Here is a 21,795-nt window from a genome sequence, read left to right as displayed (position 1 = left end):
TCACCAGCGCGACCCGCCCGCCCTGCCCTTCGACGAGGGCGTTGGTGGCCAGCGTGGTCGACATCGAGACGAGCTTGATCGCGCTGGGCTCGATGACTGCCTCGGACAAAACAGCGTCTGCGGCGCCGGCGATGCCCTCGGCAAGATCGTGTCGCGTGGTCAGCGACTTGGCCTTGGCCACGATGCCTGTGGATTCCGACCACAGCACGGCATCGGTGTACGTGCCGCCAGTGTCAATGCCCAGATAAAGTGGCGACGGCTGGTGCGCACATGCGTTCATTTTGATCAGTCACCCGACCCAGGTTCCGGCGAAAAATATTTCGCGAGCTTGTCCGCTTCGCCGTCGAACGCCTTGGCGTCGGCGGGTGGATCGCGCTTGATCGCAATATTGGGCCACACAAACGCATACTCGGCGTTCAGCGCGAGCCAATCGTCGAGACCAGGCTCGGTATCGGGAAAAATGGCCTTCGCCGGGCATTCCGGCTCGCAGACGCCGCAGTCGATGCATTCATCGGGATGGATGACGAGCATGTTCTCGCCTTCGTAGAAGCAGTCCACCGGGCAGACTTCCACGCAGTCCATGTATTTGCATTTGATGCAATTGTCGGTGACCACGAATGTCATTCGGTGGCCTTCAGACCAAGCCGTAGGTCATATCGAAGGGAATGCGATGGTCATCGATAGCCCGCACGCCAGCGGTGTTTTCAGCCAGGACGATCGAGGCTTTCCGCTCCTGCTCCGACAGATACGTTCCCCACAGGGTGACCACGCCGTTGTTCACGATCACGTCCGAACTCGAGGGCCACGATTCGGATCGCAAGGCATCGACAATCTCCATCCTGATGCTGCTGTCGTCATGCAAGGCCGGAGCGCGCCACCCTTTCCTGGCAATGACCAGCGCTCGCACCAGATTAGCGCGACTGACGATCCCAACCACCTGCCCGTCGCGCAGCACTGGGACACGCTTGATCCGATTGTGCTCAAGCAGGGTTGCGATCTCGGCGACTGGCGTACTCTCGACCACCGTCGCAACCTGCTGTGTCATGACGTCGATCACATGATCGGAATGAGATTTGACATAGTCTTCCGCCTGAACCGCGTTGTTGGTGAATAAATGAAGCCACCAGGAACGACCCTGCGGTGCTGTTCCGATCTCCGCCCGGCGGATCAGGTCTCCTTCACTGACGATGCCCAGCAGCGCACCTCGATCGATCACCGGCACGGCGCTGATCCCGTGCGACAGAAGAATATCGGCGACCTCGTCCACCGTACTGTCAGGCCCTACCGCGATGGCCGGCGACGTCATGACGTCCTTGGCGATCAGCATTTCGTTCTCCTTCACCGGCCTGCAGGCGGCAGTACCGGCGGCAAGGTCGTTCCAGAGCCTTGCCCGTTGCCAGCATGGAGATGGATCGCGCGACAAAACTCCCTTGCATGGAAAGCGTACGCTTCCAGATCGGCCGGATCGCCAGCGAACAGCCCCATGTCCTCGGCTTTGTGGAAGAACCAGGGAGCGGGCAAACCAGGATCGAGCGCGTTCACGGCAACGGCCGCAAGCAATGGCAGGCCTTCGTCCGCATCGTCGTCCATCAGTTGTTCGAGTGCACCCTGGATCACGCCTGTTGCTTGCGAACCAACCATGCTCTTGGCCAGTCTTGCATAGGTGATCGGCAGCCGGGTCCGTGCTTGCAGGAGCAGTTCCTCGCGCAGCCGGGTTTTGAGAGCATTGTCATCCACGGGTACGATTGGGATGCCGTCATCTGCGTCAGGGCGATTGGCAGATACCATTCGACCGACGACATGACGCCGAATGTCCGGGCCAGAAAGGATCCTGCCGAAATCGTGTTCAAGCCTGTCCATTATTGTCATTGCCGAGCCCAAGGTGCCCTTCGCGCGATATCGCCAAACAGTCCCCTAGCGTTGAGACCTGCTGGCTGGCACCCAATCTGTCGTTTCGCTACGCACGAGCTTCACTCATCCTTATCTGCAAGACAAACGAAATTTATTGCCGCTTCAGCACAATTATTTTGCATCATGATTCGATCGCGGTGAGGGGCGCAACCCTTTCCTTTTCGGATTCGATATGCATTTTTTACGGACGCGGCCGTCGCACTCCCAGCGTCCTGGGTTTCAGCAGGCGGCAATTCGCTCCCAAAGCGATCCAGAAGGAGATTTTGAGGATGATCACTGGTGCTCAATGCCGTGCCGCTCGCGCACTGGTCGAATGGACCCGTGAAAAGCTCGCCGGCAATTCAGGCGTGGATGCGCTGGTCATCGAAGAATTCGAGCGCCGGATCAACCTTCCTGACCGAGATATCTGCGACACGCTGCAAACCGCGCTTGAAAGCGCCGGCGCCGTTTTCATTGCCGAGAACGGCGGCGGTATTGGCGTTCGCCTGAAGCTCAACCGCTCGGAAGTCAAGCGGATCGGCGTTCTGGAGAATGAAGGCGGCATTGTCGGAACAGATGCCGTTCCATAAGCAAGACCTTCGGGGCCCAATGAATTCATGGTCGCAGCCCGTCGCTGGACAATCCAGGATCGGCATCGGCTTGATAGTGCACACAAGGGAGATGGCTCTCATGACAGTTATCTGGGACGATCTCACCAAGGAGGAGCAGACGGCACTCAAGCGAATGAACCGCGGACCCTACCCATCTCTATCGAAAGCCTTGGCCGAACGTCTTGTCTTTCTCGGGCTGGCTGAAGAAAGACCCAGCGGGACCGGGATAAACCGGGCCGGAAGAGAGCTGGTGATAAGAACGTTGCTTGGCGCCCGCTCTGACTAGTTTAGGATTGATACCCGCCAAACTGCACCGAGGTGGCTGACTTGACTTCCCGGATTGCTTCACCAACTATGGTCCTATGAACGCCGCAGTCAGAATTCGTCGCGATTTTCTTTTCCGGGTTTGCCCCATAGCGGGAATGTAGCCCCCGGCTCGGCTGCCATGCGTGCCCCGAGCCGAGGGGCGGTGCGATTACCCACATGGGATGGTTCCGCAGGACCTCAAGCCTCCGGAGCATTGGCGTTCCATCAAGATTTTCACGAATTGGCTCGATTCCGGCACCCTCCGTGGCGGCTGGTCCGAGCGGAAGCACGAGTATTCAAATGCAAGACAACACGAAAACGCGGCGCAAGCCGAACATCCGCATCTCACAGTCAGACCATGCGCGTCTGTCGGCGGTTGCGAGCACCGTGGCCGCGCGCAATCCGGAGGCCTCCGATGAACTGCTCGCCGAACTCGAGCGGGCACGTATCGTCGCCGATGATTGGGTCTCCGCCGGCACCGTCCAGATGGGTTCGACGGTGACATTCAAGCCCGATACTGGCAATGCCAAAACAGTCACGCTGGTTTTTCCTGGCGACGCGGACATCTCCGAAGGCAAGGTTTCAGTCCTCACGCCGATCGGCACGGCCCTGATCGGCCTCTCGGCCGGACAGTCGATCATGTGGACAGCGCGCGATGGGCGCCGGCACAAACTGTCGGTGCTTGCCGTAGGCCAACCCGCTGCGGAAGGCGATGCAGTCGATCGGCGCGCACCAGCGTCTTCGGCGATCCCGGCAGACGCCTAGACATGGGCGTTTCCACCCGTCTCCTCAATCACGCAGGCAGCCTGATCGCGGGAGTGTGACCCCTGCGCCGGCCTGTTCTGGTCCGGCACAGGGGTAGCTTCCACATCCGATCAAATGCTTGACGCCGGAACCCTTTCACGGGTCCGTCTTGGAGACGCACCATGCCCACTATCGATAGCTGCCAACTGACCACCAAGGACTTCACGATTCTTGAAGTGATGCAAGAGCGCCATCCCCGCGGCGATGCCTTGTCCGTTGTCCTTCAACGGAAGATTTCGAGCGCAATTGTGATGTTTCGAGAAGACATTCCGCCAACGGTCGTGACGCTCAGCACCCGAGTGACCTATCGTGTAAACGACGGCCCTGCCGAGACCCGCATCGTCGCACATGACGAGATGCGCGGTCTGGTTGGCATGCTTTTGCCGATCACCAACCCGCGCGGCCTGGCGCTGCTTGGTCTGGCCGAAGGTCAGTCCATGTCCATTCCGACCGCGCAGGGCGGCCATGAAACGCTGACTGTGCATGAAGTGGTCTACCAGCCGGAAGCGGCAAGGCGGGAGAGATTGGAGTTGACGGGGGGTGCAGCGCCCGACCCGTGGCGACCGAACGGACCGGTTTTGCGCGTCGCCCATCACTCTGATGAGTCACAACCCAAAGCGGAAAACAGGGTCATGGCGGCTTTCAACGACGGGTTCGACGACCCGGGGCCGTCGGCCGCCTGAGGCCTTGACTATCCAGAACGCTGGGAAAGCGGGTAGACAAGCGTTCCGTCGAGCCTTGCCTCCACACCGTCGGTGAGCTTCGCCGGCTCGACCTTGTCATGCCCATCAGATGAAAAACGGACTCGCCACGACTGATCAGATAGTCCGCGACGATTCTTCTGTGGCAACGCCACCAAAGCGTTTCCGAGCACATGATGGCGCACCGCTGCTGCCTGCCAAGGGACACAAGCCGCTCCAAACCGCCATGGAACTCCGCTGACAGCGCGTAGTCGGCGTAGTTGTGAAAACTCTGGTTGAGCCAGAATGCGTTGAGCGTCGGCGGAATGTCGTGCGCCTTGCCGCGCAGGCCGCCAAGCTCGGCAATATGCTCATATCCGATCGCGAAATCCGCAAGGCTGTCCGGCAGCGTTTCGCTGTTGAATTGCGGGTTGGTCCGCGATCGCCGGATGGCCCTTATGTCGACCACCAGGGTAATCTCGCCAACCCGCAACAGGGCGACGAATTCGGCGGTCGGCCGGGTCGAGTGGCCGATGGTGTGGAACGGATAAGGCATGTTCGATCAATCCATGGCGGTGGATTTCTTTCCGGCCGCATGATCAGTGATTTGGAACTGACAGAACACGGTCATTTCACCACCTGCTTCAATCCACGTAGCGCCTCCTGTACGTCGGTTCGCGACGCGCTTGCATCCGGATAGACTGCATAGGCCGGATAGGTGAATTCCGGCGCGCCCTCCACGACCTCCAGCTGCCCGGCCTCGATATGGGGCGCTGCCGCGCCCCTACGGAAATAGCCCATTCCGCCGGCGCGCAGAATGTAGCTCAGCCCAAGCGGACCAAGGCCGACCATTAATCCCGGCTCGCCGAAGGCAGAGGAACTGGCGCCATGTTGGGCCGCAAACAGCGGCCCCCAATCGACATAGACATAGTCCCTTGAGGCGTCCAACTCTGAGTCTCTGTCCGTGCTCCGAACCAAGACGAGCTGCTCCTCCACGAGGAGCTCCACCCTGAAGCCTGGCAGCAGCTTCGGCGCATAGAGCACCGCGATGTCGAGAACGCCAGTCCTGAGCTGCTCGAGGAGCTGGTCCGGCACGCCGACCTGGGCTTGGATGGCGATTTCCGGCCTGGCCTTCTTCATCCAGACCAGCCAATCGAGCAGCAGCGGGTTCCACAGGCTGAGCTCCCCGCCCAGGGCAATGACGCTTGTCCGTCCCGATGGGATGGCGAGCTGGTGGCGTGCTCGTTCCCAGATTTGCACGAATGATTGCGCGAACCGCTCGAACTCCCGGCCCGCCTGCGTCAACTGCGCACCATTGCGATTGCGGACAAAGAGCTGACGTCCGAGCTCTTCCTCCAACGTGCGTATCCGCGCGCTGACAGTGGTCTGGGTGACGTGGAGTCGGTCGGCAGCTCTCAGAAAGCTGCCGGAATGGACGATTTCCAAAAACGTGCGCGCGCGGTCGATGTCCATGCTGGTTCCCGATTAGTGCAATAATCTTGCATCAATACAGCATTTAATTCCGTTTGCCTTCCTGTTTTACGCAGCGCAACGTCCACGTAGGCGAGGGTCTCCGCTGTAACGGATATGGAGCGTGCGATGTCTGATCAGGAGGATGTTTGTCCGGAGACGAGAGAATACGCCTCTCCACCATGCTTTATGCATGAGCTTGTCCCGGGGTACGGCACTGAGCCGGCCGTTCAGGACGCATGGCCCGATGTCTGTCGATGGCGCAAGGCGGAACGCAAGCGTCTAATCGATGAGCGTCTCGCGATGGACGCCGAGGAACGCAATGCGAGGTCTTTACGCATCGCTTCCGTTCTCGACCTGGCCGTCGGTCGGGTGAGCGGGCGGATCGTCAGCGGCTATTGGCCGTTCCGCGGTGAGCCCGACCTCCGCAACTGGGCGATAAAGGTGATCGAGCGCGGCGGGCGGATTGCGCTTCCAGTCGTCATCAAGAAAGGCTGGCCGCTGGAGTTTCGCATCTGGGGGCCGGGAGACCCGCTCGAACGCGGAGTCTGGAATATTCTTGTCCCCTCTCATGGACCTGCCGTCCAACCGGATGTGGTCATCGCGCCCGTTGTCGGTTTCGACGAGGCTAACTATCGCCTGGGTTATGGCGGCGGCTTCTTCGACCGGACCCTGGCCGCGGCGCCCAGGCGGCCTCTCGTCGTCGGCGTCGGTTACGCCCGTAGCAGGATCCGAACCATCTATCCGCAGCCGCACGACATTCCGATGGATGTGGTCGTCACGGATGAATGAATAAACGCGGGCAAGAGCTGGCCTCGTGTGATGGCGGATCGCAGGGATCGTCCATCGTTGAGCCCGTCTGCCTGCCGGCAGTGGAGAGCAGGAAGCAAATCATGTCCAATCCAGCCTCGACCTTGGATGGTCACAAGCCCCGGTTTCTCGTCCGATGGCTGTTTTCGACCAACCACAAGGATATCGGAACGCTTTACCTGCTGTTCTCGATCATGGCAGGCGTCTTCGGTACGGCGCTTTCCGTGTTGGTCCGCATGGAGTTGCAGGAACCGGGTTTGCAGATATTTGGCGATCCGGGCGTCTACAATGTGGTCGTCAGTGCCCATGGGCTGGTCATGATCTTTTTCGTGCTCATGCCGGCGCTGATTGGTGGCTTCGGCAACTGGATGGTGCCGATCATGATTGGCGCACCCGACATGGCTTTCCCCCGCTTGAACAACATCTCGTTCTGGCTGCTGGTGGTGTCATTCATCCTCTTCATCACCTCGATGTTCGTTCCGGGAGCGCCCGGTACACTCGGCCATGGCGGCGGCTGGACGCTCTATCCGCCTTATTCGACGGATGGCCAGCCAGGTCCCGCCGTCGACCTCGTTATTCTGTCTATCCACCTTTCGGGGGCCTCCTCGATCCTCGGCGCGATCAACTTCATCACGACCATCTTCAACATGCGCGCACCCGGCATGACCATGCACAAGATGCCTCTGTTCGCCTGGTCGATGCTGGTCACCGCCTTCATGCTTCTCATGTCGCTGCCGGTGCTCGCCGGCGCGGTCACCATGCTGTTGACCGATCGCAATTTCGGGACGACCTTCTTTTCGCCGTCCGGCGGCGGTGATCCGATCCTCTACCAGCATCTGTTCTGGTTCTTCGGCCATCCCGAAGTCTACATCATGATCCTGCCTGGCTTCGGCATCATCAGCCACGTCATCTCGACCTTCGCCAAGAAGCCGATCTTCGGCTATCTCGGCATGGCCTATGCAATGGTGGCAATCGGCGCGATCGGCTTTGTCGTCTGGGCACATCATATGTATACGACCGGCCTGTCGGTCGACACGCAGCGCTACTTCGCCTTCGCATCGATGGTCATCGCCGTTCCAACCGGCGTGAAGGTGTTTTCGTGGCTGGCGACCATGTGGGGAGGATCGATAGAGTTCAAGACACCCATGATGTGGGCTCTCGGCTTCGTCTTGCTGTTCACCATTGGTGGCGTCACTGGCATCATGGTTGCGAACCCCGGTATCGACCGCGTGTACCACGACACTTATTTCGTGATCGCTCACTTCCACTATGTGCTGTCTTTGGGGGCGGTCTTCGCGATCTTTGCCGGCTTCTACTACTGGTTCCCGAAGATGACCGGCTATATGTACAGCGAAACGCTCGGCAAGCTGCATTTCTGGCTGATGTTCATCGGCGTCAACCTCGTCTTTTTCCCGCAGCATTTTCTGGGCATGGCCGGCATGCCGCGACGTTACGCCGACTATCCCGATGCTTTTGCCGGCTGGAATTTCGTCTCGTCGATCGGTTCCTACATCTCAACGGCCGGGCTTGTCGTCTTCTTCATCGCGGTTGCCGAGGCCTTCAGCCGAAGACGCCAGGCAAGCGCCAATCCTTGGGGCGAAGGGGCGACGACGCTGGAATGGCAGCTGCCATCGCCGCCGCCCTTCCATCAATGGGAGAAGCTGCCGCGCATTGCCTAGTGTTCGCTCCGGTTCCGAACCGGCGCCTGTTTCGACATTCTGTCGGGAGAACGTCATGAACGAAACCACAGATCCAAACAACCAGATCCTGCTCGTGGCGATCATAGCGTTTTATTGGGCATTGCTGGGCAGTTGGGGCCAAACTCTGCCGCGCTCGGGCAACGACAAGGCCAAGCAGGACGATGCGCCGAGAGAGCAGCGAACCGGCAGTATCGACGATATATCCTATACGGACACACGCTTGGATGCGATCCGAGAGATCGACCCAACTTTCGACCTTGCCGCGTTTCTGACCGGTGCCAATATGGCTTATGAAGCTATCCTGCGCGCGTATGCGGACAGCGACATCCCAACGTTGAAGCGTCTCGTCGGGCCGGAAGTGCTCGATATCTTCGGACGAGCGATTGCCGGCCGCCGGGATCGGGGGGAGATGCTGCAACTCACCTTCATTGGCACGAAGGAAGCAAAGGTCGTCGACGCTCTTGCGGAGAATAGCACCGCTGAGATTGCCGTTCGCTTCGTTTCCGACGTGGTCAGCGTTACACGCTCGGCCAACGATGCAATCGTCGCCGGCGATCCCCAGCAGATCGTTGAGGTGATCGATACGTGGACGTTCGCCTGTGACACCCAGTCAACAAAGCGCAATTGGATGTTGATCGCCACGGAAGGCGAGTAACGAGTGCATACTCACCCGATGCCTGCCTGACAGCCTTGTCACTATAGATGGGCGGTCAACCCGGAGCGCTCAAGCCGCGCAGAATTTCCAGCTTTTGACAATGTGCATCCACGACTTGTGTATCACGATCAAATCGGCATGACCGGTTCAGTCGATCATTCTCAAGCCGCGAGCGGGTAGCACCGCCAAAGATCCACTCCCTGAACCTGCTGTGGCCTCAGGCGCCGGATATGGTCAGATCCGCATGCATCGCATCGGCCACATCAGCGATTGATCCACCATCAGATCTTTCCGGAAACACGTCAGCCTTCGCCCTTACGCCGTGGCTCGAAAGGAAGGCGACGATATTGTTCAGGCTGTTCCAGGTTTCATCGGTCGCGGCATCCTCGATCGTGATTGCACCAACCCCCTGAGCCATTTGCAAAAATGGCATGGCATCGGTAACCGGACGCTTCGCTTCACGCGTATCCTCCATCCGACAAGAACCTTGTTGCGGAAATTTCCTGGTTGGTCGAGGCGACGAAGACAGGCCGTCCTGCCTGGAGGATCAGGCTACCAGGTGGGTGGAACGATGAAAATTGCCAGAAGAGGCGCCCTCGGGCGACGCTGCAACGATGCCGGCTTGGCCAAGGGGAAAACGTCAACAGACACCCTGCCGCGCAACGCGGCTTCACAACGCGACAACCCTCAATGCCGGAGGTCTACCTGCACAGTTTCAAAAAAGTCGATGATGAACGGAACGATGGTTGTGGTGAGAAGTACGCCGGCCGACGTGATCGTGAATGTCCTCCCTACTCGAACATGATCCGAACGGTGCCTCTTTTGGCAATCAACAGTCTCCGAGCCTCTTGGATCCGCTCAGCCTGTTGTTTGGAATAAGGACCCATTGGCCGAGTCTTTTCATCGCCGCGACGGACCCTGCAGTACCAGCGGCCCCTGTCCGAAAAGATTTCGACCGAGGTCGGCGCCTCATCGGACGCTTCCCTGGCCACACCGGTAGCGAACTTGACGATCTTTGAATGAACGGCGTCCAATCCGTTGGTGGTGCTCGGTTCCTGTTGCATTGTGGACATAAGTCGAACTCCTTTCAGTCACAGCGACGCACCGCTGCGCCATACGGGTTGCACTGTCTATGGATCGCGGTGCCCAAGAGCGCTTGCTACCTTGCCATTTGGCGCTCCATTTCCATCTCCGCCCCTAGACTTTCGATGTCACGGAAGATCGAAGCGACAGCCAGCGTGCGCCCTTCGCGCTTGAAGCGCAGCAGGCAGTCCCTGGCACCGATGTCTCCATCGACAGCAATCTCGTCCCATTGCCCGGCATGGCCGACATAGTTGATGGGAACGTCGTAGTGCTGGCTCCAGAAGAACGGCACGGCCGCGAATTTCTCGCGATGGCCGAGCATGTTCAGGGCCGCGGTTTGCCCCTGCCTCTCTGCAACCACCCAATGCTCGACCCGAATGTTCTCGCCAGTGTGAGGATCCGGCCACCGCGCAATGTCGCCGGCCGCGAATATGTCCGGTGCGCTCGTCTCCAGAAAGGCATTTACGGCGACGCCGCGGTCAAGAGTGAGCCCCGCCCTTTCGGCAAGCCCGGTCCGCGGACGCACGCCGACGCCGGCGACGACGAAATCCGCCGTCAACATGTTGCCACTGCTTAGTTTCACTTTGTTGCCGTCGATGCTGCTCGCGGTGTCCTCGAGATGGAACACGACTCCATGTTCCTCATGGAGTGCGCGGATGAAGTCACCCATTTGCGGACCGAGGACCCGTTCCATGGGTCGTTTATCCGGCGCCACGACATGAACGTCGATATTGCGCGCGCGCAGCGCTGCGGCAACTTCCAAGCCAATGAAACTGGCGCCAAGCACAATGGCGCGGCGCGCAGTCGTGGCTCGCTCGATGATCACCTTGCAATCTGCAAACGAGCGCAGCGTGTGAACATGTGGCTGATCCGCGCCGGGGATGGAGAGGCGCACCGGTTCGGCCCCCGTGGCAAGTAGCAGTCTATCGTAAGGACTCCTGCTTCCATCAGCCAGAATGACCTCGCGAGAACGCAGGTCGATATCGACGGCCTTCGTATCGAGACGCAGGTCGATGTTGTTTTTTGAATAGAATTTCTGGCTGCGCAGCGGAATCCAATCCTCCGGGGCCTTCCCTGCGAGGTAGTCCTTGGAGAGATTCGGCCGGTCGACGGGCGGCGCATGGTCGTCGCTGATCATGACGATGCTGCCCTGGTACTGCTCTCGCCGCAGCATTTCGGCCGCCGCGAAACCGGCCGCGCCGCCGCCGACAATGACGACTTTCTCGGGGACCCCGCCCGCGCTTCCGCCGCGCGGCTTCGGCGCCGTCCGTTTGAGTTTCTCGCCCACGAATATCCGCCCATCGCGCTGTTCCACCGACCAGCAAGCGAGTGGATTGAAGGCAGGCGCTCGCAAGGCTTCGCCTGTGCGCAGATCGAAGCAAGCGTGGTGCCACGGACATCGAATGGAATCCGACACCACAAGACCGTCACCGAGCGGCCCGCCGTAATGTGTGCATGTCGCGCCGATGGCGAAGATCTCGGCCCCGCGGCGCACCAGCAACACCTGCTCGTCGCCGCAATGGCCGACAAGCTTTCCGCCATCGAGAAGGTCGGACAGCGCGATCCCCTGGACCAGATCCGGTCCGTTTGATTTGGTATCAGCTTCAGCCATATTCTCGTCCTTGGCGATCCGTGTCAAAACCGCTCGTGCGGCGAAGCGGCACACTGCTTCGGGGTACCTTCTGCCTGGCTAGTGCGCCTTCAGATTCTCAGCATTATCCGCGCCGACATTCCGACTGCGTCATGTACTGGGCTGAGTGGCTCAGACCGCAGTCTCCCGCTCTCGCGGACATCATGCAAACGAATTTAATCGATAGTTGAGTGCAGTTTTCATGATGGCTTTCCCTCCGCGATTCCACTGCGCACAACTACAAGATCGCCTGCCCAGTCTTTCCCCAGTCGGCAAGAAACGACTTGAGGCCCTTGTCGGTGAGTGGATGTCTGGCGAGGTTTCTGAGTATCGCTGGTGGTACGGTCGCGACATCCGCGCCTGCGATCGCCGCCTGTTTGACATGGAGTGGAGTGCGAATTGAGGACGCCAGGATTTCCGTCGTGAAGGATTTGCCGTTGTCGTAGATCGCACTTCAGGTTCGGGAGCGACTCCGGCTGGCACGGTCATCTGATGAGGCGTTGGCGACTCTCGAAACTGAGCCACATCGGGAATTCCCCGCCAATTTAGATACTTCCGGCCTCGGGCCTGGGGTGACGTCCAGGCAGTTCGGAAATGCCTAGGATTCAGGGGCTCGTCATTCGCCGCTTGGTCGGACAGACCCATTTCTGGTGCGGCACCACGGCGTCTTGCCACGCAATAAGATAGATTGACAATCTATCTTATATAGAGGATCACATCGAAGAGCGAACCAAGGCTTCAGCCAGCTTGCGTCGGAGAAAACAGGAGCTTCGGAATGACCGCGAACGGTCGAAGCAAGAGAACAATCGTGGTCGACGGCGTGCCATTGCCCAACATACTCGACGAGGCAATGATCCGCAGTGTAGTCCACGGGTTTTATGACGAAATTCGCCGTGATGACCTTCTCGGTCCCATTTTCCACGATCGGATCGAGCCAGATAAATGGCCGCAGCATCTGGCGAAGATGTGTGACTTCTGGTCCGCTACTCTACTTCGGACATCCCGATACGACGGCAGGCCACTGCCGCCGCACCTGGTCATAGCCGGCCTCGGCGCGGCGCATTTCCGTCGCTGGCTAATATTGTTTCGGACAACGGTGCGTCGCATTTGCCCGGCCGAGGTGGCGACGCTTTTTATGGATCGCGCGCTGCGAATTGCTCACAGTTTCCGTCTCGCGATCGCCTTCAACCGCGGCGAGACCACGATCGGCATCGAACCTATCGTCGAGAGAGACTTGTGATGCACGACCGGTTTGTGAGTGGTTCCTACAATGCACAGCGATCGACAGGAAGCCGTGATTCATGCGGCTGACCAGCTTTTCGGATTATGCATTGCGGATGCTGATGTACACTGCCGCCGCCGGTAGCCGGCTTATAACGATCGAGGAGGTTGCCCGCACCTTCAACGTGTCGAAGACGCATCTGAACAAGGTCGCCAACACTCTGACCCGTGGCGGCTATATGAAGGCAATCCGCGGCCGTTCCGGTGGTCTCATTCTCGGGCGCCGGCCTGAGATGATCCGGATTGGCGATGTCGTGCGGTTAACCGAGCCGGATTTCGCGCTGGTCGAATGTTTCGCGACCGGAAACCGATGTGTGCTAACCGCCTCCTGCAAGCTTTCAGGCATGTTTCACGAAGCGACAGCCTCCTTCCTGAACGTCCTTGACCGCTACACGCTCGCCGACATCACACTGATGCCCGAAGACTTCCTCGGCGGTCAGATACCACCCGTTCGCACCGGGGCGACACGCAAGACCGTATAATGTTGCGCGGCTTCGACGCGCGCTGTTTTTGCTCGGATGTGAGATGGGCCATGGCTGAACCAAAGAAGAATGATCAACAGGTCACAAAGGACATTGATTCTGATATCGACCCGGACAACACTCTGCTGCCGATGCTTATCGGTGGGCTTGTCCTGATAGTTATCGGAGCGATCATCGTGATGATGTTTGTGTAGTTTCGCAACGATGGCGTGTGACTTTATCGGCCCGGCTGTTGTCTGGGCGCCTGCAACCCCAATTGCGATTTGGCGGATGGAGAACTGTCGGGGAAGTACAGAGCGCGCGACCGGCGGGCGCTTGGACAGCGCATAGCCGGCGACGATGAGCTGCAGGAGGTATATCGTCGTCTGCGCCAGCCCGGCCCCGATGATCCGGCAGAGCCGATCTCCACGGCCAAGATGCGGCGCAAGCGCCTGCTGCTCACCCCGCGGAGACGTACGTCGTCATTGAGTTCAGAACTTGCATTCCGCTTCGTTAAACTACCATTTCGCACTGCTCTTGTTCCGAGCCCCTCATGACGTCGGCGTACCGTTTTGGGTTGAAGTGCAGATAGAGAAACGCTGTGACGGTCACGCAGCCGAGATGCATGATCCATCCGCTGCTGAAGCTCCCGCTCCAGCCATGCAGAAGCGCGGTGGCGAATGGACCAAGCGCGGCGATCAGAAAACCGCCGCCCTGCATCAGCGCAGCCAGCGCGCCCGCTTGCTCCGGCCGCGGCAGATGATCGAGCGCCGTGACGATTGCAAGCGAGAAGCTTCCGCCAAGACCGGCCCCGCATATTCCCACCCACAGAACGGGCGACAATGCGGGAAAAACCGCAAGTCCGGCAAACCCCGCAGCCTGCAACAGCAGGGTCAGCCAGAGCCAGGGACGGCGGTCGATGCCCCGGCGCGCCAGGACAGGCAGCACCAGGGCCGAAGCCGCCTGGCAAATGGCCATCACGGCCACAAGATTGCCGCTGGCGGCACTGCTCCATCCTTGCGCCTGGTAGTAGGGCGCAAGCCAGGCGACCATAGATGAATAGCCGGAGTTGACCAGGCCGAAGGCCGCCATCAGGACCCAGGTCCGTGGACGGCGAAGCAGAAAGCCAGTCAAGGCGCGATCGGGTCTTGAAGCCTTGGCGTCGGACAGAACGCGGAATGCGGCGCACAGCGCGATGGCGGCGGGAGCCGCGAGCCAGGCAAGGGCTGCCCGCCAGTCGTATCCGTTGTTGACGAGCAGGGGCGCCAGACGTGCGCCAAGCGCCCCACCGCCCATGATCATGCAGGAATAGAGGCCGGTCACGGCGGGTGTGCTGGTCGGGAACTTTGCCTTGATGATCCCCGGAAACGCGGCCTGGATGAAGGCCACCCCCGCCCCGCAAAGTGCCGCCGTCAGGATCAACGACAGGCCGCCGGGCACGACAAGCCTGAGCAGCGAGCCCGCTGTCAGCACCGTTAGCGCCGCGAGCAGGCCCCGGCGCGTTCCGACGGCCGCCTGGATGCCCGGTGCAACGAACGCACCGAGGCCCATCAGCAGCATCGGCAACAGCGTCAGCATGGCCAGGCTGCCATAGCCCATCCCGGTGTCGGCCACGATATCAGCCAATATCGGTCCCGGGGCCGTCAGGAAGGGACGCAGGTTGATCCCGATTAGCACGACGAGGGCAAGCAGGGTCCATTGCCTGTCGGTTACAGGTTGCGCGGTCATCGACATTTTCGCGCTGTTCATCTGGCGCCCGCTTGCACCAGCAGGGTTATCATCTGCGCATAGCCGTTCCTGCGCGCGTGCCGCAGCGGTGTCGCCCCGTCCTTGTCGGCGAGATTGACGTTGGCGCCGGCCTCGATCAGCCGCTTCACGATCTCGACATGACGCTGCCCGCCATCGCCGAGGATGATGGCCTCCAGCAACGCGGTCCAGCCGAGCTTGTTGACGTGATCGACATCGACACCGGCATCGATCAGCGCGCCGACGGTCTCGACATGTCCGCGTTCGGCGGCCGGAATGAGCGCGGTGCCGCCATAGCGATTGGTGCTCTTGAGGTCGGCGCCGTGCGCAAGCGTCATCTTCAGGATTTCGAGATGCCCGCGTGCGCCGGCGTAGAGATATGGACTATCCTGGATATCGTCCTTGGCGTTGACGTCCGCGCCAGCCTCGATGAGAGTCCTGGCAGCGCTGACCTTGTTGCCGTGGGTCGCGACGAGAAGAGCCGTGCGGCCATTCTCGTCGCGCGCGTCGATCCGGACCCCCTCGGAAACAAGCATCTTGATCATGGAGACATCGTCATTTGCCGCAGCCGAGTGAGGCCTTGTCTCATTCATGTTCTGCCCCAACGCTATCAATGGAATGCAGGCGACGATGACGCCCAGCAAAAGTCTGCGCTTGACCATCGGCATCAGCCCCCCGACACGCTGTGCGTGGAAGCCGAGCGGGTTGCTGCGGCGAGCGAAGCCGTCATGCTCCGCCGAGAGGTGGCGAAAGCATCCTGCCTGGGATGAAGTTCCAGGCCGACGAGCAATTCCGCGAGCCTGACAGCCGCCGACACCCCTTCGACGACCGGGACACCGTGAAGGCTGGCCAGTCGCCGCGCCATATCCGACATGCCGGCGCAGCCAAGCACGATGGCGTCGGCGCGATCGACCCGCAGCGCCTCCTGGATTTCTTCGCTGATGATCGACAAGGCTGCCTCGCCATTCGCTTCCAGCGCCAGGACGGGAATGCCGCTCGCCCGCACGGTGGCGAATGGCGAAAGGCCGTAGCGAACCAGATTGTCCTCGATAATAGGAACGGAAACCGGCAAGGTGGTGATAACTGTGAAGCGCCTCGCCACGATGCTGGCGACGCGGGCGGCGGCCTCGCCTATGCCGATAACGGGCTTGCGCGTCAGCATCCGCGCGGCGTCGAGCCCGGTATCGTCGAAGCAGGCGATGATATAGGCCTCCACGGCGTCACTGCGCTCGGCCCGTTCGATCCGGTCGAGAAGACCCGGGACCGCCTTCGCGCCATCGATCGGGCCTTCGATGGAAGCCGGGCCGCTGTCGTTCTGCATGGCGATGATTTCGGTGCCGGCCTGCGCGGTTCGCCGCGCCGCGACGGCGATGGATCCCGTCATCGACACGGTCGAATTGGGATTGATGATGCCGATGCGTACCATGCGAAAATTCCTATAGCCGCCGTCCGACGGAACGTGCATCGCTGCCGTTCCGCATCGCTGATGGGACTGTCTCGATATTGAAGCCTATCCGATCAGATCCGTGTCGCGGCTGTGCCGCCAGAACCGGTCCGGGGTCCTGAGCAGATCGCGCAGGCCCAGCCGCTCAATCATCAGTTCCGTCTCCCGTTGCGCAGCATCGAGCACGGCATCCTGATCGACATGAACCGGCTTGCGGTCGCGCAACAGCACGCGTCCGCCGACCAGCACGGTGTGGACGTCGTTGCCGTTGGCAAAATAGGTGACACGGAATTCCGGCATGTTGGCCGGGTAGAGATGCGGGCGCCGCAAGTCGACCAGAATGACGTCGGCCTTCTTGCCCGGCTCCAGCGATCCGACCTGATGGTCGAGGCCCAGGACACGCGCGCCGTCGATGGTGCACATCTCCAGCGTCTTGCCCGGCGGAAGCCAACTCGGATCGTGGAAATGGGTGCGATGATAGTGCATGCATTGCTGCATGTGACGGAACATGTCCGCGGAGCGGTCCGGCGCCGTCGCATCGGAGCCGATGGCCACCACGACGCCGGCATCGAGAAGTTCCGTGACCGGGCAGCGCGCGAGAATGGCGGCCACGGCGCTCGGATTGTGCACGATGCTCGTGCCGGTTTCGGCGCAGATCGCTATTTCCTCATCAGTCAGGGCGGTCGCATGCGACAGCAGTGTGCGCGGCCCCAGAATGCCGATCTCCCTGGCGATCTTCACGCTGCCCTTGGTATGACCATCCTGGGTGAAGATCAGGCCGCGCTGTTCGGCGATCTGCCTGACCTTGCGCGATTGCGCGATGGCGTCCCCTGCCCCGGGACCATCAAGATGTTCCTGATGCATGGTCGGCGTCAGCAGGGCGAGATGCAGACGATCCTCGTGGGTGCCGTGCCAGCGGTCGGCCAGCTTTTGCGAGGTGGCAAGCTGCTGGTCGAACGACACTGGATAATCGGCACGGCTGGCGCCTTCCCAACGTGCATAGGTCAGGGGGTGCGGCGTGCGCGTGGTGCCGACGGCGACCACGGAGCGCGTGCCGATGCCAAGCACGCCTTCCATATGGGCGTTGCCATAGGCCGGATCGTCGGTGCGCATGACCGAATCGCCGCCGCCCAGCAAGGACACGCCGGTCGTCACGCCGAAACGCAGGCGTTCCAGCGCGGCAAGCTGCGCCTCCGCATGCCAGAATTCCGGCGTCGAACCCACCGTATAGGCACCTTGGCATGCCCTGTACCAGAGGTCGCTGCGGCCGCCGCCCATCGTCTTGATCAGCCCGTGCCCGGCATGGGCGTGGCTGTCGACGAAGCCTGGCATGACGGCCATGCCGCGGGCGTCGATCGTCTCGCGCGCCGGATGGTCCCGCGCCACGTCTTGCGAAGCGCCGACGGCCACGATGCGGTCTCCCTCGATGGCTACGGCGCCATCGGGAATGATCCGCCGATCGGGATCGACAGCGATGACGGTGCCGTTTCTGATCAGAATGTCTGCCATCACAGGCTCGCTTCTCTTTTTTCGCTGCAAAGGATGCGGTCGAGCGAAGGCGCGAGGCGCAGGAGTTCGCGCGTGTATTCGTGAGTGGGCGCGGAGAACAATGTTTCGGTATCCGCGAGTTCGACGATCTCGCCGCCTTTCATCACGGCGACCCGGTCGCACATCTGCCGTATCACCGCGAGGTCGTGGCTGATGAACAGCATCGACAGCCCGGCAAGATCTCGTAGGTCCTTCAACAGGTTGAGAATTTGCGCCTGCACCGACACGTCGAGCGCCGATGTCGGCTCGTCGCAGATCAGCAGCGATGGCCGAGGGCCGAGCGCCCTTGCAATCGCGATGCGCTGGCGCTGGCCGCCTGAAAAGGCATGGGCAAACCGAGAGCCGGCCTGCGCCGGCAGGCCCACCGCCTCGAGCAATGTCTCGGCGTCCAACCGCGCTTCCGCCGCGCTGGAGGCAAGCTTGTAGAACAGGATTGGCTCCGCGATCGCCGAATTGATCCGCAGCCTTGGATTGAGGGCCGAATACGGGTCCTGGAACACCATCTGGAGTGACTGGCGCACGGTCTTGTCGCGATGGGCAGCCAATGCCGTGCCCTGAAAATCTATGGTTCCCGAACTCTGCGCCACGAGACCGGCAATGGTGTTCGCGACCGTGGTCTTGCCGCAACCGGACTCGCCGACAAGCCCGAAGATTTCGCCGCGGCGCACCTCGAAGGAGACGTCCTTCACGGCCTTGAAGACCGATGCCTTGCGGCCCGGGATGAACGAGCGCTGGCCGTATTCCACGCAAAGATTGCGTACAGTCAGCGCGGCTTCGCCGTTGCGCCCCGCAGCGGTGCCGGTGTTCTTGGAGCGCACGGCTTCGCGCGCCTCCAGTGTCGTCTTCGTTTCCTCGCTTGGGACCGGCAGACGGTCAAGGCGAATGTCGATCGGCGGAACGGCGGCGATCAGCGTGCGCGCGTAAGGCGCCTTGGGCGCCGTCAGCACATCGCGTGTCAATCCACTCTCGACCACGCAACCGTTCTGCATGATCGTGACCCGGTCGGCAATTTCCGCAACCACGCCCATATTGTGGGTAACCAGCAGGACGCCGACGCGGCGATCATCGGCAAGTTCGCGGATCAACTTGAGGATTTGCGCTTGCACCGACACGTCGAGCGCCGTCGTCGGCTCGTCGGCGACGATCAGCCTTGGGTCGCAGGCAAGTGCGGTGGCGATGACGACACGCTGGCGTTGGCCGCCCGACAATTGATGCGGATAGTTGCCCAGCCGGCGTTCCGGCTCGGGAATGCCGACGGCTCTCATCAATTCGAGCGCGCGGGCCCTGGCTTCGCGGCGCCCGATCTTCAGATGCGCCAGCATGCCTTCGCACAACTGGCTTTCCACGGTGAAAAGCGGGTTCAGGCTTGTCATCGGATCCTGAAAGATCGCGCCGACGTCACGGCCTGGAATGATCCCCTTGGTGCGGCCGGTTCGGATGTCGATCGGCTTGCCCGCTATGGTGATGGTGCCGGAAGCAATCCTGCCGGGAGCCTGCAACAAGCCCATCAGCGCATTGCCGACGGTGGTTTTTCCCGCACCGGATTCTCCCACCAGTGCATGTATCTCGCCGGGCCGGATCGTCAGGTCGATGTCATCGACGGCAGCGAGAATGCTGCCGTTGGCAAGCGGATATTCGACCCGCAGATTCCTGATGTCGAGTGCGTGTGGCGTTGTGTTTTCCATCAGTTCGCCATCAGTTTGGGGTTGAAGCGATCGCGCAGGTAATCGCCGATTATGTTGACTGCCAGAACCAGGACGACCAGCACGACGGCGGGCATAACGGCGATCCACCACAGGCCAGAGAACAGGAACTCGTTGCCGATGCGGATCAGCGTGCCGAGCGAGGGATAGGTGGCCGGCATGCCGGCGCCGAGGAACGACAGGGTCGCCTCGGTCAGGATCGCGCCCGCCAGATTGATGGTGGCGATCACCATGACGGAGCTCATCACGTTGGGCAGGATGTGCCGCATCATGATGCGGCGGGAGGGAAGACCGATGACCTTGGCGGCTCGTACATAGTCGCGGGAAATTTCCACCATGCTGGAGGCCCGCACGGTGCGGGCATATTGCACCCATTCGTTGACGGCGATCGCGAAGATCAGGATGACCGGTGCCCAGCTCGAGACCGTATCGGCGCTCAATTGCGCGCGGGCTATGCCGCTGATCAGAAGCGCGACGAGGATCGTCGGAAAGCTCACCAGAACATCGGCGATCCGCATCACGATGCTGTCGATGATACCGCCGAAATAGCCGGCTATCGATCCCAGTGTGACGCCTATGGCAGCGGCCAACAATACCGCCCCGGCGCCGATCAGCATCGATATGCGCAGGCCGAAGAGGATGACCGAGACCAGATCGCGTCCCTGATTGTCGGTGCCCAGCAGGAAGCGCGGATCGCCACCGTCCATGAACACGGGCGGGATTTCCATGTCGATCAGCGAATATGAGGAGACATCGCGCGGATCGATGGGTGCGATCAACGGAGCGAAGATCACCAGCACCAGCATGGTCACCAGGATCAAGCCGGCGATCATGACCGAGATGGGAGGAAGCCTGCGCGACAGAGATACCTGCGTTGCCATCATTTTGTCCTCAGCCGCGGATCGATCAATGCGTAGAGCATGTCGACGACCATGTTGATCACGACGAACAGGAAGCCGACGAACAGCAGATAGGCCGCGAGGACGGGGATGTCCGGATAGCCGACGGCGTTGGTGAAAAGCAGCCCCATGCCCGGCCACTGAAAGACGGTTTCGGTGACAATGGCGAAGGCGATGAGTTGTCCGATCTGCAGCCCGGTGACGGTCACGACCGGCATCAAGGCATTGCGCAGCGCCAGACGGCCGTAGATGTAGCGGCGGGGCAGACCGCGCGCGAAGGCGAAGCGGACATAGTCCGAAGAGAGCACGTCGATCATCTCGGAGCGCACGAGGCGCATGATCAGCGTCAACTGGAACAGCGCCAGTGTGATCGAAGGCAGGATCAGCGATTTGAGGCCGGAGGCCGTCAGGAAGCCTGTCTTCCAGAAGCCGAGATCGACAAGCTCGCCACGCCCCGAGGACGGCAGCCAGCGCAGACTGACGGCGAAGATCAGGATGAGCAGCAGGCCGGTGACGAATGTCGGCATGGATATCCCGACGAGGGTCAGCGACTGGATCAGCCGCGACAGAAAGCCGTTCGGCTTCAGGGCGCAGAGAACCCCCGTCGGGATGCCGATGAACAGCGACAGGAGGGTCGCGACCACGACCAGTTCCAGCGTTGCGGGAAGCCTGGTCAACAGCAGGCTGACGACAGGCTCCTGGTAGCGAAAGCTGGTGCCGAGGTCGCCATGAAGCGCGCGCCCGACGAATTCGAGAAACTGTACGAAAAGTGGCCTGTCGAGTCCGAGAGCGACGCGCAAGGCATCCTTCTCAGCCTGGCTCGCGCCTTCGCGCACCATCGTGGCGACCGGATCGCCGACGAAACGGAACATGATGAAGGCGATGGCGGTTACGGCAACCATCACGAGGATGGCCTGCAACAGCCGCACCGATAGAATCCGGATCATCAGGAAAAACCTTTCAAGAAGCGCGGATCGAGACAGGCGGGGCTTGCGCCACCGCTGGAGCAGCTCGCGATCCACCACGGATAGCAGGCGCTCCAACGGAGTCAGGCGTGTCCGCGAAAGCTCCCTC

Annotated in this window: 24 protein-coding genes and 2 pseudogenes; 10 read left to right on the top strand and 16 right to left on the bottom strand. The window is 60.9% G+C overall.

Annotated features, from left to right (window positions below; genetic code table 11):
• From FJ959_RS30740 to FJ959_RS30725, 4 genes are all read right to left on the bottom strand, one after another.
• Positions 1 to 280: hydantoinase/oxoprolinase N-terminal domain-containing protein (locus FJ959_RS30740; protein ID WP_281405706.1), on the bottom strand; the 280-nt coding region annotated here is incomplete at its 3' end.
• 5 nt (positions 281 to 285) lie between these two features.
• Positions 286 to 624 (bottom strand): ferredoxin FdxA, encoded by a 339-nt coding sequence (fdxA, locus tag FJ959_RS30735; RefSeq protein WP_140525745.1) that lies wholly within the window; start codon positions 622 to 624, stop codon positions 286 to 288.
• A gap of 10 nt (positions 625 to 634) precedes the next feature.
• Complete coding sequence (locus FJ959_RS30730) at positions 635 to 1,327, bottom strand: CBS domain-containing protein (protein WP_140558742.1); 693 nt, start codon at positions 1,325 to 1,327, stop codon at positions 635 to 637.
• A gap of 11 nt (positions 1,328 to 1,338) precedes the next feature.
• The gene (locus tag FJ959_RS30725) at positions 1,339 to 1,860 is read right to left on the bottom strand and encodes a hypothetical protein (RefSeq protein ID WP_140525743.1); all 522 of its coding nucleotides are present in this window, start codon (positions 1,858 to 1,860) and stop codon (positions 1,339 to 1,341) included.
• Between the two features lie 167 nt (positions 1,861 to 2,027).
• On the opposite strand from FJ959_RS30725, the gene FJ959_RS30720 reads away from it, so the two are divergent.
• The 4 genes from FJ959_RS30720 (at position 2,028) to FJ959_RS30705 (ending at position 4,294) form a co-directional block, all read left to right on the top strand.
• Positions 2,028 to 2,480 (top strand): hypothetical protein, encoded by a 453-nt coding sequence (locus FJ959_RS30720; protein ID WP_246673078.1) that lies wholly within the window; start codon positions 2,028 to 2,030, stop codon positions 2,478 to 2,480.
• A 100-nt stretch (positions 2,481 to 2,580) separates the two neighbouring features.
• Entirely contained in the window at positions 2,581 to 2,787 is a 207-nt protein-coding gene (locus tag FJ959_RS30715) for a hypothetical protein (protein WP_140500693.1), read from the top strand.
• Between the two features lie 320 nt (positions 2,788 to 3,107).
• Positions 3,108 to 3,572: a nucleoside diphosphate kinase regulator gene (gene rnk / locus FJ959_RS30710; protein WP_140518336.1), complete on the top strand. Its 465-nt coding sequence runs from the start codon at positions 3,108 to 3,110 to the stop codon at positions 3,570 to 3,572.
• A 161-nt stretch (positions 3,573 to 3,733) separates the two neighbouring features.
• Positions 3,734 to 4,294 carry a nucleoside-diphosphate kinase gene (locus FJ959_RS30705; RefSeq protein WP_140518335.1) on the top strand — a complete coding sequence of 187 codons (561 nt, stop codon included), beginning with the start codon at positions 3,734 to 3,736 and terminating at the stop codon, positions 4,292 to 4,294.
• A gap of 8 nt (positions 4,295 to 4,302) precedes the next feature.
• Here the strand turns inward: FJ959_RS30705 and FJ959_RS30700 are convergent.
• Together FJ959_RS30700 and FJ959_RS30695 are read right to left on the bottom strand one after the other, a co-directional pair.
• Positions 4,303 to 4,847: pseudogene (locus tag FJ959_RS30700) on the bottom strand (DUF488 domain-containing protein).
• 71 nt (positions 4,848 to 4,918) lie between these two features.
• Complete coding sequence (locus tag FJ959_RS30695) at positions 4,919 to 5,764, bottom strand: LysR family transcriptional regulator (RefSeq protein ID WP_140633808.1); 846 nt, start codon at positions 5,762 to 5,764, stop codon at positions 4,919 to 4,921.
• Positions 5,765 to 5,890: 126 nt separating this feature from the next.
• Between FJ959_RS30695 and FJ959_RS30690 the strand changes: the two genes are divergently transcribed.
• The 3 genes from FJ959_RS30690 (at position 5,891) to FJ959_RS30680 (ending at position 8,926) form a co-directional block, all read left to right on the top strand.
• On the top strand, positions 5,891 to 6,553 hold the full coding sequence (locus tag FJ959_RS30690; RefSeq protein ID WP_140558743.1) for a 5-formyltetrahydrofolate cyclo-ligase: 663 nt from the start codon (positions 5,891 to 5,893) through the stop codon (positions 6,551 to 6,553).
• Positions 6,554 to 6,654: 101 nt separating this feature from the next.
• A complete protein-coding gene (gene ctaD, locus FJ959_RS30685) occupies positions 6,655 to 8,250 on the top strand; it encodes a cytochrome c oxidase subunit I (RefSeq protein WP_140633805.1) in 1,596 nt (531 codons plus the stop codon).
• A 55-nt stretch (positions 8,251 to 8,305) separates the two neighbouring features.
• On the top strand, positions 8,306 to 8,926 hold the full coding sequence (locus FJ959_RS30680) for a Tim44/TimA family putative adaptor protein (RefSeq protein ID WP_140633802.1): 621 nt from the start codon (positions 8,306 to 8,308) through the stop codon (positions 8,924 to 8,926).
• Between the two features lie 217 nt (positions 8,927 to 9,143).
• Here FJ959_RS30680 and FJ959_RS30675 read toward each other — a convergent pair whose 3' ends face one another.
• The 3 genes and pseudogenes from FJ959_RS30675 to FJ959_RS30665 form a co-directional block, all read right to left on the bottom strand.
• Positions 9,144 to 9,401 (bottom strand): hypothetical protein, encoded by a 258-nt coding sequence (locus FJ959_RS30675; protein WP_140633799.1) that lies wholly within the window; start codon positions 9,399 to 9,401, stop codon positions 9,144 to 9,146.
• A gap of 684 nt (positions 9,402 to 10,085) precedes the next feature.
• Positions 10,086 to 11,621 carry an FAD-dependent oxidoreductase gene (locus FJ959_RS30670; RefSeq protein ID WP_140633796.1) on the bottom strand — a complete coding sequence of 512 codons (1,536 nt, stop codon included), beginning with the start codon at positions 11,619 to 11,621 and terminating at the stop codon, positions 10,086 to 10,088.
• Between the two features lie 256 nt (positions 11,622 to 11,877).
• Positions 11,878 to 12,087, bottom strand: a pseudogene (locus FJ959_RS30665) (transaldolase family protein); the annotation flags it as partial.
• A gap of 327 nt (positions 12,088 to 12,414) precedes the next feature.
• Between FJ959_RS30665 and FJ959_RS30660 the strand changes: the two are divergent.
• The 3 genes from FJ959_RS30660 (at position 12,415) to FJ959_RS31960 (ending at position 13,596) form a co-directional block, all read left to right on the top strand.
• The gene (locus FJ959_RS30660; RefSeq protein WP_140567969.1) at positions 12,415 to 12,879 is read left to right on the top strand and encodes a group III truncated hemoglobin; all 465 of its coding nucleotides are present in this window, start codon (positions 12,415 to 12,417) and stop codon (positions 12,877 to 12,879) included.
• 61 nt (positions 12,880 to 12,940) lie between these two features.
• Complete coding sequence (locus FJ959_RS30655; protein WP_140633793.1) at positions 12,941 to 13,402, top strand: Rrf2 family transcriptional regulator; 462 nt, start codon at positions 12,941 to 12,943, stop codon at positions 13,400 to 13,402.
• A 50-nt stretch (positions 13,403 to 13,452) separates the two neighbouring features.
• Positions 13,453 to 13,596 (top strand): hypothetical protein, encoded by a 144-nt coding sequence (locus tag FJ959_RS31960; RefSeq protein WP_181165452.1) that lies wholly within the window; start codon positions 13,453 to 13,455, stop codon positions 13,594 to 13,596.
• A 298-nt stretch (positions 13,597 to 13,894) separates the two neighbouring features.
• On the opposite strand, the gene FJ959_RS30650 is transcribed toward FJ959_RS31960, so the two are convergent.
• From FJ959_RS30650 to FJ959_RS30620, 7 genes are read right to left on the bottom strand one after another with little or no spacing between them, the layout of a single operon-like run.
• Complete coding sequence (locus FJ959_RS30650; RefSeq protein ID WP_140567966.1) at positions 13,895 to 15,109, bottom strand: cyanate transporter; 1,215 nt, start codon at positions 15,107 to 15,109, stop codon at positions 13,895 to 13,897.
• Positions 15,110 to 15,126: 17 nt separating this feature from the next.
• Entirely contained in the window at positions 15,127 to 15,789 is a 663-nt protein-coding gene (locus FJ959_RS30645) for an ankyrin repeat domain-containing protein (RefSeq protein ID WP_140567963.1), read from the bottom strand.
• 5 nt (positions 15,790 to 15,794) lie between these two features.
• Positions 15,795 to 16,592 (bottom strand): aspartate/glutamate racemase family protein, encoded by a 798-nt coding sequence (locus FJ959_RS30640; RefSeq protein ID WP_246672845.1) that lies wholly within the window; start codon positions 16,590 to 16,592, stop codon positions 15,795 to 15,797.
• A 45-nt stretch (positions 16,593 to 16,637) separates the two neighbouring features.
• Complete coding sequence (locus FJ959_RS30635; protein WP_140633790.1) at positions 16,638 to 18,080, bottom strand: amidohydrolase family protein; 1,443 nt, start codon at positions 18,078 to 18,080, stop codon at positions 16,638 to 16,640.
• Positions 18,080 to 19,804: an ABC transporter ATP-binding protein gene (locus tag FJ959_RS30630; RefSeq protein WP_140633787.1), complete on the bottom strand. Its 1,725-nt coding sequence runs from the start codon at positions 19,802 to 19,804 to the stop codon at positions 18,080 to 18,082. Before FJ959_RS30630 ends, FJ959_RS30635 begins: the two co-directional genes overlap by 1 nt.
• The gene (locus FJ959_RS30625; protein ID WP_140518197.1) at positions 19,804 to 20,703 is read right to left on the bottom strand and encodes an ABC transporter permease; all 900 of its coding nucleotides are present in this window, start codon (positions 20,701 to 20,703) and stop codon (positions 19,804 to 19,806) included. Before FJ959_RS30625 ends, FJ959_RS30630 begins: the two co-directional genes overlap by 1 nt.
• A complete protein-coding gene (locus FJ959_RS30620; protein ID WP_140500709.1) occupies positions 20,703 to 21,668 on the bottom strand; it encodes an ABC transporter permease in 966 nt (321 codons plus the stop codon). The genes FJ959_RS30625 and FJ959_RS30620 overlap by 1 nt, the downstream gene beginning before the upstream one ends.
• Positions 21,669 to 21,795: the final 127 nt, after the last annotated feature.

The organism is Mesorhizobium sp. B2-2-4 (genome assembly GCF_006442375.1).
Classification (GTDB): domain Bacteria; phylum Pseudomonadota; class Alphaproteobacteria; order Rhizobiales; family Rhizobiaceae; genus Mesorhizobium.
Note: the sequence above shows the minus strand (reverse complement) of the source record. Positions and strands in the feature narration are given on the sequence as shown.